Here is a 13,886-nt window from a genome sequence, read left to right on the forward strand (position 1 = left end):
AAATATTTCACTGATTTTAGTTGACTATTACTCTAAATTTACCTATAATACAAGATAAGTAAGCGGTTGCAATATTTTTTTAGTATTAATTGTATACAATAGTTATCAAAAGTATTTTTAAATATGTTTGTTTATTCTATTATTTTCAAACGTTTGAATTATCGAGAGGAGTTATTGACTATGAAAATGTTAATCGCTGGAGAAGAACGTGATTCTTCCAATGGAGAGGTAATTTATGTTACTAATCCTGCGACGCAGCAAGTAATTGATTCTGTTCCAAAATCAACATTTGAAGATATCCAAGAGGCATTAGATCATGCAGTTGATGCTAAAAAAGCTTGGCGAGACGTTCCAATCTTTGAACGTTCAAATATCTTGATGAATTATGCTGAGCTATTGCGAGCGCATAAAACAGAAATTTCTACTATGGTGTGTTATGAATCTGGAAAGACGCTTCAGTCATGTTTAGATGAGCTAGATTCCTGTATCAATGTTTTTAGAGCCTATGCTGAAAAGGCTCGTAATTTTTCTGGTAAAGTAATGCCAAGAGACTCTGAAAAGCGAGTTGTTGGAGATGTAATTTTTAATTACCCTGAACCACTAGGTGTTGTTGTCTCAATTGTGCCTTATAACTACCCGATTGAATTATTTGCGCATAAAGTAGCACCTGCTTTAGTGATGGGGAATACGGTTGTTGTTAAGCCGGCAACTGAAACGCCGCTTGGCAATATTATGATGACAAAGCTTTTAGTCGAGGCAGGTGTTCATCCAGGGGCGATTCAAATAATCACTGGGCGAGGCAGCGAAATTGGTAATTGGTTTAGTGAAAGCTCAAAAATTGACCTGATTAGTGTAACAGGTAGCACGGCAGTTGGTATTCAGGTAGCTAAGCAAGCAGCTAATAATTTGACGCATGTTTTGCTTGAGCTTGGCGGTAATGATCCATTAATTATTTTTGACGATGCGGATATTCCAGCAGCGGTTGGTCAATCAATTGTTGGACGTGCAAGTAATGCTGGACAAACTTGCTGTGGGACAAAGCGATTTATTGTTCATAATAAAATAAAAGCCGAATTTGAAAAACAATTAATTGATGAATTAAAAGAGTTTGTTGTCGGTGATCCATTAGATTCAAAAACTTTTTATGGTCCCTTGGTTAGTGAACGGGCCGCAAAAAATGTTGAACAGCAAATTAATGAAACGCTTGAAGCAGGTGGACGCTTGATTTTTGGTGGTAAACGCTTTAATCATGCCTTTATTGAACCGACGGTTATTACAGACGTGACACCGGATATGGCGATTGCCAAGGACTTGGAAATCTTTGGTCCTGTTTTTCCAATTATTGGTTTTGATACGGTTGAGCAAGCAATTGAAATTGCAAATGCGTCATGCTATGGCTTATCCAGTGGTGTAATGACTGCCTCAATGGCAGTGGCTATGAAGGTTGCCAATGAAATTGAAGCAGGGACTTGTGTAATAGGGGGGACTGGTAATTACCGGTCAGCACATATGCCATTTGGCGGTCCTAAAATGACAGGCATTGGTCGTGAAGGTGTGACTGAAACCTTAAATGAATATAGTCAAATTAAAAATGTTGTCTTAAAAGGGTTTGGCCATTAGGTCATATAAAATGGAGGAATTAAATGGAAAATGAATCAATCGTTAATACAGGTGCGGTAAAAGGGGTCGCTAAGAGTAAGGTTAAGGTTTGGCCAATTTCTACCTTTTTGATTCTGTTATATTTAATTGTTGCAATGAGCGACAATTTCAAGGGGATTTTTGTTCCCTCTTTTAAATCAGAATTTTTGGTAAATAACACGCAGATCGGGTTTGTAATGACCGCTAGCTTATTGGCATACGCAGTTTTTCAATATATAGGCGGTATGCTAATTGAAAAATTTGGTTATAAAAAGGTTTTAATGCTTGGCTTTATACTTAGTATTTTAGCAATTTTATTTTTAGTAAATTGTCTCAATTTCGCAATGCTAATCGTCAGTATGTTTTTACTTAATACGGGGATGGCGATGTTTAATATTAGTGTTAATACACTTGGACCGGCTTTACCTCTTGCTTCAACGGCGATTTTAATGAGTGCAATTAATGGCTCGTATGGTGCAGGGAATACAGTATTACAATTAATTTCAGGCAAGCTTTTGGCGACAGGAATAAATTGGCGTTCATTTTTTATCTTTATGCTGATTGTCGTTCTGGCGATGTTTATCTATTTAATATTTTTGAAAATACCATTTCAACCGGTTGTTAAGTCGGGTGATAAAGCTAATAGTGTTTTGAAATCGCCCGTTTTATATTTATATATTGCTGCAGCGGGATTTTATCTGGCTTCTGAGTATGGTATTGGTAACTGGTTTGTTAATTATATGAGTGATTCTTTTGCAATGACATCAGATCAAAGCTCGTTATATATTGCTCTCTTTTTTGGTTGTAAAACGCTTGGCTTAGTTTTTAGTGGTTTTATCGCCGATAAAATTGGTTATTTCCGCTGTATTCTAATTTACGGTCTTGTAGCAACTTTAACCTCATTTATTGGTGTTGCGTTAGGTCAAGGTGGACTTGTTATTTTTGCGATTGGTGGCTTTGCATTTTCAGCTATCTTTCCAACAATCATCACAACAATTGGTGGCTTTTTCAAGGACCGTACTTCAATGGCAACAGGCTTGATTTTAATGTTTGGTACCCTGATTGCGATGGTCGTTAGTCAAATCATTGGTATTTTAAATGATGCACTGGGTACGCAAAATTCGTTTTATGTTGTCGCAATTTCAATATTATGTTGTACCATTTTCTCTTATCTAATCGGTTTGAGAAGTAAGAATAATTAAAAAATTGGAGGAAAATTAATGTTATCAATTCGCTTAAAAAGAATTAAACGCAGAATGTTTGAAGAGGAGTTTGTTGAGCCGGGAACGTGGTATTTTAAGGATACAAATATTGTAACCGATGAGAATCGTGATGAGCCGTTAGTTGTTAGAAAGGGGATGGCATCTCGTTATATTGGGGAACATTTACCAGCCTATATTAAGCTAGATGAGCTCATTGTTGGTAATCCAAATATGAATAGTGTGGGCTTTGGATCGGTCTTGCCAATCTATGCGACTGAAGAAGAAGAAAGAAAGGCAGAAAACTACAAGTTAAATGAGAAGTCTGTTTGGGGACATCATCCACCTAAATGGGATAAGGTATTAAAAGTTGGTTTTAAAGGCATTATCGAAGAAATCAATGAAAAACTTTTTGTTGAGCTTGAAAGGGAAACGCCAGATCAGGAAGCAATTAATGAGTATCGGGCGATGCTAATTGCAATTGAGGGGGTACTTTCGTTTGCCAAGCGTCATTCAGATGCTGCGCTTAAAATGAGTCTTGAGGAAGCTGATGAAACGCGTCGTAAAGAACTATTTGAAATTTATAAGGTGACCAGTAAAGTGCCTTATTTACCAGCAGAAACCTTCCATGAGGCCCTGCAAGCCTACTGGTTTACCTATTGCTTAGTTAATAGTGGTGGTGAATTTGTACCGCTAGGCCGTACCGATCAAATTGTGTATCCATACTATGAAGCGGATATTAATGCAGGTAGAATCACTGATGAGGAAGCAACCGATTTAATTGGCTCATTCTTAGCGAAATGTAATGAGCGTATCTGTACAGATACTAAAAAATGGGAAAATCATTATGATTACGGTTTATTCTCACAAGGCGTACCACCACAATTTGGCTCAAGTATGGAAGAAAGCGGTGGTCATGAGGCCGGTGGTTACGATATTCGTGGATTAGGCTGGCAGGACCATGAGGATGATGATAGTGAAGCAAACTTTAATTTTGGACAGTCCGGTAATGACTGGTTGATGAATATGATTGTTGGTGGCTTACGCCCAGACGGCGAGGACGGCACGACAAAGGTTACCAGTGAAATGGTTCGCTTGCGCTTTGAAATGGACTTATTAATGCCAACCTTATCAGCGCGTGTTTCTTCTAAAACACCTGATTGGTTCTGGGAGCAGCTTGCTGAATGCTTGAAAAAAAGTGACGGTGAACCGGCTATCTACAATGATGATGCCATTATTCCGGGCTTTGTAGAGCTAGGTATTCCTTTGGAGGATGCCCGCGATTATAGTAATGATGGCTGCTGGGAATGCTTGATTCCAGGTAAGAGTCACTTTACCTATGCACATGTTATGAATACGCGTGCTTTAGAATGGGTATTTACGCAAGGTACTACCTTATTAACTGGTGACCAAGAAGGCTTGGATCTAGGACCAGTATCACAATATGAAACCTATGAAGCTTTTTATCAAGCGTATTGCAAGCAAGTCAATTCACAAATAGATGAGCAGATTGAAAAACGTTTAGAAAATCTTGGTTTGTCTAAAATGATTGCACCAGATCCTTTAATTTCAACTATTTTTGAGGGTTGTATTGAAAAGGGACGCGATTTAACGGATGTCAACACAGTGCCTTATACCTTCCATTTACCATTGATTACAGGACTTTCTAATGTTGTTGATTCACTTGCAGCAATTAAGAAATTAGTCTTTGAGGATCAGGACGCAACTTTAGAAGACTTTAAAAACGCGATTGAAAATAACTGGGTCGGTTATGAGGATTTACAATTAAAGGCAAGCAACCGTGTACCTAAATTTGGTAATGATGATGATTATGTGGATGAAATTTTAACTGATGTGATGAAGGATTTTGAAGAATATGTTGTTTCGTGGCGCACTAAACAAGATAAACTATTATTGCCATGTGGCATTGGTACCTTTGAAAATTATTCAGCATTAGGGCGTAATCTCTCTGCAACTGCTGACGGCAGATATTCTGGTGAACCATTAGCGCCTAACTATTCACCAACTGCTGGTGTTGATGTTGAAGGTACGACTGCGGTGATCAAGAGTGCAACTAAACCTGATTTATTACGTTATTTCTGTGGCTGTCCAATGGACCTTTCGTTGAATTCAAATGATTTTAGCGGTGAAATTGGTACGATGAGAATGAAAGGCGTACTTCGTTCATTCTGTGATCTTGGTGGTCAGATTGGTACATTTACAACAACTAGCATTGAAGAATTAGAGGATGCAAGAATTCATCCAGAAAATCATAAAGATCTTAAGGTTCGCATGGGTGGCTTATCTGCTTACTTTATTGCTATGGCGCCAAAACAGCAAGAAAATGTGATTCAACGTTTTAGTAGATAATCGGAATAGGAGGATGTTTTGTGAAAAGTGAATTAAGTGCATTTGTAGCAAATATCCAAAAGGGTTGTATTCATGATGGACCGGGTCTAAGAACGACAGTTTTTTTAATGGGGTGTCCTCTGCGCTGTAAATGGTGCCAAAATCCAGAGAATTTGAGAGATAAATCAGTGTTACTTTATGCCGCTGATGAATGCAGGCATTGTGGTGCTTGTGTTGATGTTTGTCCTAAAGGTTGTATTACAGCAGACAAAGTGACTGGGAAAATCATTTTTGATCGAACGAACTGCGATGATTGTGGTGCCTGTGCCAAGGTTTGTTTGGTGGGTGCACGTAAGATGTGTGGCCGGCGGATGACTGCGGAAGCGTTATTTGAAGAGGTTATGAAAGATGAGGTCTTTTTCAGAAATACCAATGGTGGCATTACGATTAGTGGTGGTGAACCGACCGTTCATATTGCCTATCTAAAAGCCGTTTTTCAAAAGTTTCAAGCAATTGGTATTTCTACAGCACTCGAAACAAGTGGTTATTGTAATACAAAATCATTGGTTGAATTAATACCGTTTGTTGATGTCTTTCTATTTGATTTTAAGGCTGATACAGAATTGGTTCATCGTGAAGCAACTGGTGTATCTAATCGATTAATTAAGCGTAACCTGCAAACTGTAATTGATTCTGGAACACGAATCGTTATCCGGATTCCTTTAATTCCAAGTGTCAATGACGGAGAAGAATTCACCAAAATGATGAATTATTTATCAACATTAGACTTTGGTGGTGAAATTAACATTTTACCATTTCATCAGTTTGGGATGACAAAATATGAATTGGTTGATGAGGACTATGAGCTAGAAACGATGGAAGAATGTAGCAAAGAGACGGCAGATTATTATAAAAGCATTGCCGAATCCTATGGCTTTAGCGTTGATGTAGGTGGTTCAAATATTGCAGCAAAGGTCGGTGTTTCTAACACGACGGTTAATAAAATTTGCTATTGATATTTTTGTAAAAAAGGCGTTTAGAGATGTAAAAATGGGTATTAAATTGATTCGATAGGAAGGTGAGAAACAAGCTAAGTTTGCATTTATTGACTTTGGTAATTTTTTTCAAAGTGCGAGCTGTACTTGTTTCTCGCTTTATTATTTTATATAACAGGCTAGACGGAAAACGATTTAAAATCTTTATAGTGCTATTTTTATATTGTGCTTTTCTGGCGTGTAAAGCCTGTGATTCGAAAATATTAAATAAAGAGGGGTGGACTGATGTCAAGCCCCTTTTATGATAACTGAATACAAAGACAATATTTAAAATTGTATCCATAAATATTGGTTTGTATTTAAATTGCAAAATAATATTTTATTAAGTATAATATTATAATAATTACTTATCTATGAAAAATATTAAAAAAAGTAAGGAGGAGTTATGGTAAAAGGTAAGAAGGCTTCAAGCGAGGAAAGCTATGAACACCTATTAAATATGATTTTGACTAAGAAAATTATGCCTGGAGAGCGCATTCCTGAATTAAAAATTGCTGAGCAGTTAAATGTGAGTAGAACACCAGTGAGGGATGCGATGAAGCGATTGGAAAATGAAGGCTTAATTGAAATATTTCCAAAGCGCTTTGCGCAGGTCAAGGATTATTCAATCAAAGAGATACAAAATATTGGAGCAGTACGTTTAGCCTTGGATACCTTGGCGGTGCGTTTGGCCTCGTTACATGGCAGTCAGCTTGATTTTATTAAGATGCTGGATCTGGCGAAGGCATGTGAGCGTGCTTCAATTGATGGTGATTTATTGCTAAGAAGTCAAGCGGACTGTGATTTTCATTTGGCCTTATCGAATATAAGTAAAAATTCTAGCTTGGTAAAAATTCAAAAAAGCTTGTACTTAAGCATTCAATTTATCATGATTCATCATCCAAATCCAAATAGTGATGAAAAAAGACAATTAAAGCAGCATTATGAATTAGTTCAAGCACTCTCAGATCATAAAGAGAGTGAAGCGATTGCTATTATTACAGATCACCTAGCTTCCTTCTATGCGCTTGGTAGCGACTTTCCTCCGGGTTTCTTTTTAAATCAATCTATTAATCCGATTGAACAAGCGATTGCTTGGGAAGAATCTGAAACTGGTGAAAAAATACTGAAGCTGGATAAATAATAAAACACTAAGAAACGATATTGATGGTTTCTTAGTGTTTTATTGTATGGAATTTAGATGTTTATGCTTATCAGTCTGGATGGTTGATGGAGTTAATCGGCATTTTTAAAAACATCGATATTTTTAGCGAAGTAATCATAGCCAGAGTAAATTGTAAAAATCAAACAAAGATATAAAAGAATTAAATCAATTCTGATTGTGCCGAATGGTATGTTATTCAATAACAAGAAAATAATGGCAAACATTTGTGTTGCAGTTTTGATTTTTCCTGGCCAGGCTGCTGCTAAAACAGCACCATTTTGTTCAACAATCAATAGCCTCAAGCCAGTCACTGCTAATTCTCGACAGATAATGATTGCGATAACCCAAGCAGGCGCCTTTTCTAAGGGAACTAGAAAAATAAATGCAGTCATCACTAGCATTTTATCAGCTAGTGGATCAGCAAATTTACCAAAATTTGATACGATATGCCAGCGTCGCGCCAGAAAACCATCAAGCCAGTCGGTAAAGCTCGCAATTGCAAAAATTATTGTTGCGATTAATTGTGCAATTGGTAAATCGATGTTTCCAAATGTCAATGTGCCTAAATTAAACGGAATACTAAGAAAAATGATGAAAACAGGGATTAAAAAGATTCTTAGCATGGTTAGCTGGTTAGGCAAATTATTTTTTTTCAAGACAAACTCCTTTGAATTTCGTAATTTATTATGATTTATAAGAAATATTGATTACTAGATAGACAACAGTATTAGTCGTGCTAGTTAAATCGATGGCTTGACCATTTAAGGTAACAGCGATATTTGGTTTGTTTCCGATTGTCACCTTAACGGATTGGTTTGTATTACTTAATGTTGCCTCTTGAGTCATTCCGCCTGCTTCGCCGTTGCCGATGACATTACCATTTGTTCCAGTATATCCTAATAAATTAGCTTGTGTTGTATTATCTAGAATACTTACCCAGCTTCTGCCTGTATCTGATGCGGTAATGGTTAGCTTTGCAGGCTCTGTTACATCAGTCGCTGTAACAGTAATTGTATTACTTTCAGTACTTGCGATTTTAATTTGGTTCTCCTTAACAGCTTCTTCTGAAGACGAAGCTGCAGTTGAAGCAGATGAGCTAGCTTGGCTTTGCGTTGATGACTCTGAAGATGAAACAACTGAATAGCTACTATTTGAAGTATCATTGCCGCTATTTTGCTGAACGACAACTAAAATCACAACTGCGATAATGACAATTGCAAATAAGCTTAAGATAATGGCTGGTAAATGATCAAGCCATGACCTTGGATGCCTAGTTACACGAGAAGGCTGTTTTTTACTCTGCTTTTCAGCTGCTATTTCTATATTATCGTGATCAATCTGCTTTTCTACCATTCCTGCGTCGTTAATTTTTTTTTCGCTTGGTATTTGAATTGCTTTATCAGATTGATTGGCTTCAGCCTCAAGATCAACTAAATCTTCATTAGTGAATGCGTCAACTAGGGGTGCATCTGGAATGCTTAAAGCTCTAGCGTATTGGCGAATAAATGCACGTGTATAAAAAGCGCTAGGCAGCAAATCAAACTGATCATTTTCGATTAATTGTAAATATCTTTTTTGGACCTTCGATTTTTGTTGAATATCATCTAGTGTTAGATTTTGTCTTTTTCTTTCTGATTTTAATACTTCGCCTATTGTATGTTGCATCGTAATTCTCCTCTTTATCTTTACAAAATTATTTCAAAATATGTCAATATTATGACAGGGTCACGATTCGAGCCGTGCATTCTAAATATAGCATAGATTTAGTATAAATCATAATATAATTGGATAATATCAGACATTTTAACGAAAAATTAAGATTTTTAAGGAAAATGTAATTGAAATGAAATATTATTTGTAACAAAAAATAAATACTTTAGAAATCTTTTTGTCATAAAAGAGTAGAGAATATTACAATGGTCAATCATTAGTAGCTTCTGAAATATTTTCAGGCATAATGGTGAAAACAGATTTTTCTGCCGTAATCAAAAATTGCTCAAAATATCCTGTTACCATTTCTAAATCAATCGAATTAATGACTTCGGGTAAATCGAAAATAGTTTTTTCACCGAATAGATTCTGTGAAAATTGATTGGCAATGTATTCAAGAGAATTAAGCGAAGCGATTGTTTTGCCAATTGTTTTCTTCTTAATGATATTTAAATGATAGTCAGTCCAATCCGCTGAATTTTGAAATTTAAAAATCATTTTTTCAAGTATTTCAGCTAGCTTTGCTGGTGAATTTGTATCAGAGTAAATTTCAATAAAATGAAAGGTTCGATCCAAATTGAAGCCGGCATCAAACGAATCATCAATTAGTGCTTTTTGATATAATCTTTGATAATTTGCTGAACTTTCAGAAAAAAGTAATTGCAAAGCGAAGGTCAAGGATAGCTTATAGTCTAGTAAGTTTTCGGGGGAAAGATGCGATAAAGCGTCATTACCCTTAAAACCGATAATCATTTTTGGTTGTGCAACTGACATTTGGTAGCTGCTAGACTGAATTACTTTTTGCTTAGAGACTGGAGCGATTCGTTTTATTTCTGCTGGTTTTGGGAGTTTTTTTGAGAATTGATTAATTTCAATATATTTCATCATTTCCTCGGGAATAAAAGGCCCTGTGATAAACAAAGTCATATTGCTAGGCTGATAAAATGTTTCATAGCAGGTATAAAGATCATTTACTGAAATATTTGTGATGCTCTCTACAGATCCAGCAATATCAACGCTTAATGGCTGGTTAGGATATAAATTTTTCAATAGACCGAAAAATAAACACCAATTTGGGTCATCAAGATACATCTGGATTTCTTGTTTGATGATTCCCTTTTCCTTTTCAATTGAAGCCTTTGAAAAATAGGGTGTTTGTACAAAATCCAGTAATAATTCAATGCTTTGGTAGCTGTTTTCAATTGTAGAAAAAAGATAGCTTGTTTTGGTGAAGCTTGTAAAGGCGTTGCTAGAGGCGCCGAGATTGGAAAATAAATCAAAAGCGTCATAATTTTCTTTTTCAAAAAGCTTGTGCTCCAAAAAGTGAGCCACGCCATCAGGAGCTCTGAATGGTTTTGTTTGATTGATTGGAATAAACGAGGTGTCAATTGAACCATAATCCGTTGTGAAAAGTGCATAGGTTTTATGGAAATCGGATTTTGGTAGTAAGAACACTTGAAGGCCATTGAACAGGGTTTTACTATAAATTGATTCGTTTAAATTTGAGTAGGTCTTTTTTTTCAATCCGCTGTCCCTTCTAAAAAATAAACTGCCTGTAGCTCGACTTGGCGGGCAATCCGAATGACATCTTCTTTGCTAACCTTAGCAAAGGCCTCAAGCCATTGATCATTTGGTAATAAATTGGGCATTTTCAATGAAAGATATAAGCGTTCGATTAGAGCTCTTTGCGAGTCGAGGCCCTGTTGATAAATATTTTTTAATAATAGGCTAGTCTGTAACAGCTCTTGATCAGAAAAGTGACCTAATTGGATTTCCCTGAGCTGCTGATTGATGAGCTTTAAAGCCAAATTTCTATTTTGCTGTTCAATGCCAGCTTCAACAAAAAGAAAATGTTGCATGATATCAATAGATGAATCTGCGTAATAGGCTAAGCCTTGCTTTTCTCGGATATTTTGAAACAATTTTGAATGAGCGAAACCGCCGAACAAGCCGTTAAAGGCTTGTAATGCAAAGTAATCATGGCTAATTATATCTACAGGAACATAATAGCCGAGGTTTAATATTGATTGACTTGCCTTTTTAGACTCGACCTTTTCTGTAATGATATTTTGCTTACCTTCATCCACTGTCTCGAACGCCTGAGTGGACCTCCCTTTTTTGAAAGGAAACTTTGAGAATGCCGCAATTATTTTTTGGTCATCGACCTCGCCACAAACCAATATTTCAACCTGATCCTCCTTCAACATAGTTTGATAGTAATGATAGACCGAAACGGCATCCTCCCTTTCAATCAGCTCTTTATTTCCATAGCTTGATAAGTAGTGTCTTGCTTGCTTGAAAAATGTTTTTTTGAGCTGCTGCTTGGCATAATATGCATTATCTTCAATGCTACTTTCTACGAATTGGATTAAATTTTTTTTCTCTAGCTCAAAAGTTGTCTCATTAAAATGATTTTCATCGATATTAGGTGCGAATAAAACGGATTTGAGGAATTTAATGCCTTCATTGACTAAATTTGGTTCATTGACAAATCGTCCATTGATTAGCTTTAGATTGAGTGACAAGCAATGTAGCTCACCCTTTTTTTCAACGGTAGCTGAAAATTTTGCCCCATAAAGCGTATCAAGCTTTTCTTCAAAGCGCTTGTTATCGGGATAATCCTTATTATTCCTTTCAAATAAGCAGGTTAATAATGCTCTTTTTGCAAAAATCTCTTCTTCAATTTTTGTTTCAAAACGAATAATAATTTGTACTGTTTTGAATTTGTTGGTATTTAAAATGTTTAAATTGATACCTGAGTCTAATCTCATCAAAATCTCCAATCTATTATTGTTATAAAATAGTATAGGATAGTTATATATATGTCATTATTGCATCATTTTTTCTTCCTAATCAATAACATTTTACCAATAAAAAAATAATAAAGTAAAAAATTAGAGCTATTTTTTTAAAAAAATAACAAATTAAGCTATAATAAAAAGGTATTATAAAATAAAGGAGAATTGATATGATTAAAGAATTTAAAGCATTTATTATGCAAGGCAGTGTCGTAGATTTAGCTGTTGGTGTTGTAATCGGGGGCGCCTTTACGGCAGTTGTTAAATCTGTTGTTGAGAGTCTTATCACACCCTTGATTACTTTAATCATTTTTCTAGCAACTGGTAGCAAGTCAACAACCTTTTCTGGCTTGACAGTTGATTACAATGGTATTCAATTTAAATTCGGAGATTTGATTTCTGCACTTATTACATTTTTGATTACTGGTATTGTCCTCTTTTTAATTGTTAAAGCGTTCAATAAAGCCAAATCATTTGGTCATAAGCCAGAAGTGGTTGAGCAAGCGCCAGTTACCGAAGTTGATTTACTACAAGATATTAAACTACTGCTTGAAAAGGATAAAAAAGCTAATTAAATTGAAAACCTCATCTAATTTATTTACGAAAGTAAAATAGATGAGGTTTTTTGTTTGTGAAAGAGTGATTGCTCTAATAATGATGATAATGAGAAAGCTTTGGAAAAACTGAACGATCAGCTATACCGATAATGATTCCTTGCCCGAATAGTGCGAAAACAGTACCAATATTTACTGCAACTAAGTGATGCTCAGCGATGCCAATTAATAAAATAATGATAGCTGGAATTAAAAAATTGATTAATTGTGCCGTCTGAGCGTTGCCATTAGTATATTTGAAACGAATAATGTTAGTCATTTCATCACCTGGATGTAGAATCAGATTGACACGCTGGTAAATAGAAACAGCGATTGCTACCATTGTCACACCAATAAAGGCTAGAATGATTTTAAAGTATAATGGCGCAAAAGCGACATGAAGATAAGTAAGGAAAAAATTTTTGGATACTGCAACTAGTGGTCCAAAAAAACCAATGAAAATTAGGTTGCCGATAATTCTACGCAAATTGATTTCATATAGTAAGAAGCAGTTTATAACAATTTGGAGCAGCCCGTATAATACGAGTACAGTGCCTATTGATACATTAGAAAAATAGGCAATGTTGGCAGCACTGGCAGTCCAAACAGGACTGCCCATATTTGTTGCAACAGTTAATCCATTACCCAATGCATTCATCAAGAGAGAGATTAGCAAGAAAAAAATACTTTGTGTGGTTGATAATCGATTCTCGTTATACATATTGAGAGACTAGCTCTGGAAACCATAATTTGATTTCACGCTGCGCATTTTCAGGTGAATCCGAACCATGAACAATATTCCGGATTGCACCTGTATGCCATGAACGTCCGAAATCTCCACGAATTGTTCCGGGAGGTGCCATTGTCGGATTAGTTGGCCCGCTGATTGCCCTGAAACCTTTAACTACTTCGGTGCCCTCCGCGATAATTGCTACCATAGGTCCTTCCATCATATATTCAACAATACCTGGAAAGTATGGTTGATCGCAAAGTGCGTTATAATGTGCCTTCAAAGTAGTTTCGTCTGCTAAGGCTGTTTTAAGGTTGATAATTTGATACCCCTTTTGCTCAATTCGTGAAATCACCTTCCCAATCAATCCTCTATTAACACCATCTGGTTTAATCAATATTAAAGTTTGCTCTGCCATACGTCCTCCTTTTAAACATCTTTACTATAGTATTTTAACAAAAAATGATGAAGTGGTGTAGCGCTAATTTAATCTAACTTAAAATTTAGAATAAGTCTAAAAAATATTTATTGAAATATTTTTACAAAAAAAGTTAAAAAATGAGTTGACTGTAAAAATAAGATTTGCTATTATAAGAAAGCTGTCGCAGGAAAAGGCGAAAGCAAAAAAAACTTTTAAAAAAAGATTTAAAAAAAGATTGACAATTAAAAG

General features: G+C 35.8%; 12 protein-coding genes. 6 read left to right on the forward strand and 6 right to left on the reverse strand.

Features of this window, described 5'->3' with window-relative positions:
- Window positions 1-180: 180 nt before the first annotated feature.
- The 5 genes from HOY35_RS10695 (at window position 181) to HOY35_RS10715 (ending at window position 7,364) form a co-directional block, all read left to right on the forward strand.
- Window positions 181-1,620, forward strand: a complete 1,440-nt coding sequence (locus tag HOY35_RS10695; RefSeq protein ID WP_172213372.1) for an aldehyde dehydrogenase — start codon at window positions 181-183, stop codon at window positions 1,618-1,620.
- 23 nt (window positions 1,621-1,643) lie between these two features.
- Window positions 1,644-2,840: a sugar MFS transporter gene (locus tag HOY35_RS10700; protein ID WP_172213370.1), complete on the forward strand. Its 1,197-nt coding sequence runs from the start codon at window positions 1,644-1,646 to the stop codon at window positions 2,838-2,840.
- Between the two features lie 18 nt (window positions 2,841-2,858).
- Window positions 2,859-5,207 (forward strand): pyruvate formate lyase family protein, encoded by a 2,349-nt coding sequence (locus tag HOY35_RS10705; RefSeq protein ID WP_172213368.1) that lies wholly within the window; start codon window positions 2,859-2,861, stop codon window positions 5,205-5,207.
- Between the two features lie 20 nt (window positions 5,208-5,227).
- On the forward strand, window positions 5,228-6,202 hold the full coding sequence (locus HOY35_RS10710) for a glycyl-radical enzyme activating protein (RefSeq protein ID WP_172213366.1): 975 nt from the start codon (window positions 5,228-5,230) through the stop codon (window positions 6,200-6,202).
- Window positions 6,203-6,626: 424 nt separating this feature from the next.
- Window positions 6,627-7,364: a GntR family transcriptional regulator gene (locus HOY35_RS10715; protein ID WP_172213364.1), complete on the forward strand. Its 738-nt coding sequence runs from the start codon at window positions 6,627-6,629 to the stop codon at window positions 7,362-7,364.
- Window positions 7,365-7,456: 92 nt separating this feature from the next.
- Here HOY35_RS10715 and pgsA read toward each other — a convergent pair whose 3' ends face one another.
- The 4 genes from pgsA to HOY35_RS10735 all read right to left on the reverse strand — a co-directional run bounded on the left by pgsA (window position 7,457) and on the right by HOY35_RS10735 (window position 11,866).
- Complete coding sequence (pgsA, locus tag HOY35_RS10720; protein ID WP_283770057.1) at window positions 7,457-8,041, reverse strand: CDP-diacylglycerol--glycerol-3-phosphate 3-phosphatidyltransferase; 585 nt, start codon at window positions 8,039-8,041, stop codon at window positions 7,457-7,459.
- 28 nt (window positions 8,042-8,069) lie between these two features.
- Window positions 8,070-9,050 carry a helix-turn-helix domain-containing protein gene (locus HOY35_RS10725; RefSeq protein ID WP_172213362.1) on the reverse strand — a complete coding sequence of 327 codons (981 nt, stop codon included), beginning with the start codon at window positions 9,048-9,050 and terminating at the stop codon, window positions 8,070-8,072.
- Between the two features lie 255 nt (window positions 9,051-9,305).
- Window positions 9,306-10,619: a pitrilysin family protein gene (locus HOY35_RS10730; protein ID WP_172213360.1), complete on the reverse strand. Its 1,314-nt coding sequence runs from the start codon at window positions 10,617-10,619 to the stop codon at window positions 9,306-9,308.
- Window positions 10,616-11,866: a pitrilysin family protein gene (locus tag HOY35_RS10735; RefSeq protein WP_172213358.1), complete on the reverse strand. Its 1,251-nt coding sequence runs from the start codon at window positions 11,864-11,866 to the stop codon at window positions 10,616-10,618. Before HOY35_RS10735 ends, HOY35_RS10730 begins: the two co-directional genes overlap by 4 nt.
- 197 nt (window positions 11,867-12,063) lie before the next feature.
- Here HOY35_RS10735 and mscL point away from each other — a divergent pair, with 197 nt between their 5' ends.
- Window positions 12,064-12,468, forward strand: a complete 405-nt coding sequence (mscL, locus tag HOY35_RS10740) for a large conductance mechanosensitive channel protein MscL (RefSeq protein WP_172213356.1) — start codon at window positions 12,064-12,066, stop codon at window positions 12,466-12,468.
- 73 nt (window positions 12,469-12,541) lie between these two features.
- Here the strand turns inward: mscL and HOY35_RS10745 are convergent, their stop codons facing one another.
- Together HOY35_RS10745 and ndk are read right to left on the reverse strand one after the other, a co-directional pair.
- Window positions 12,542-13,207 (reverse strand): hypothetical protein, encoded by a 666-nt coding sequence (locus HOY35_RS10745; protein WP_172213354.1) that lies wholly within the window; start codon window positions 13,205-13,207, stop codon window positions 12,542-12,544.
- Complete coding sequence (gene ndk, locus HOY35_RS10750; RefSeq protein ID WP_172213352.1) at window positions 13,200-13,634, reverse strand: nucleoside-diphosphate kinase; 435 nt, start codon at window positions 13,632-13,634, stop codon at window positions 13,200-13,202. Before ndk ends, HOY35_RS10745 begins: the two co-directional genes overlap by 8 nt.
- Between the last annotated feature and the right edge of the window lie 252 nt (window positions 13,635-13,886).

This window comes from Enterococcus sp. MMGLQ5-1 (assembly GCF_013155265.1).
GTDB lineage: Bacteria > Bacillota > Bacilli > Lactobacillales > Streptococcaceae > MMGLQ5-1.

Bases quoted from the DNA above. Each gene is read 5' to 3' on its own strand.
- ndk (WP_172213352.1), bottom strand. From the start codon at position 13,634: ATGGCAGAGCAAACTTTAATATTGATTAAACCAGATGGTGTTAATAGA.
- HOY35_RS10695 (WP_172213372.1), top strand. From the start codon at position 181: ATGAAAATGTTAATCGCTGGAGAAGAACGTGATTCTTCCAATGGAGAG.
- HOY35_RS10745 (WP_172213354.1), bottom strand. From the start codon at position 13,207: ATGTATAACGAGAATCGATTATCAACCACACAAAGTATTTTTTTCTTG.
- mscL (WP_172213356.1), top strand. From the start codon at position 12,064: ATGATTAAAGAATTTAAAGCATTTATTATGCAAGGCAGTGTCGTAGAT.
- HOY35_RS10725 (WP_172213362.1), bottom strand. From the start codon at position 9,050: ATGCAACATACAATAGGCGAAGTATTAAAATCAGAAAGAAAAAGACAA.
- HOY35_RS10700 (WP_172213370.1), top strand. From the start codon at position 1,644: ATGGAAAATGAATCAATCGTTAATACAGGTGCGGTAAAAGGGGTCGCT.
- HOY35_RS10705 (WP_172213368.1), top strand. From the start codon at position 2,859: ATGTTATCAATTCGCTTAAAAAGAATTAAACGCAGAATGTTTGAAGAG.
- HOY35_RS10715 (WP_172213364.1), top strand. From the start codon at position 6,627: ATGGTAAAAGGTAAGAAGGCTTCAAGCGAGGAAAGCTATGAACACCTA.
- HOY35_RS10735 (WP_172213358.1), bottom strand. From the start codon at position 11,866: ATGAGATTAGACTCAGGTATCAATTTAAACATTTTAAATACCAACAAA.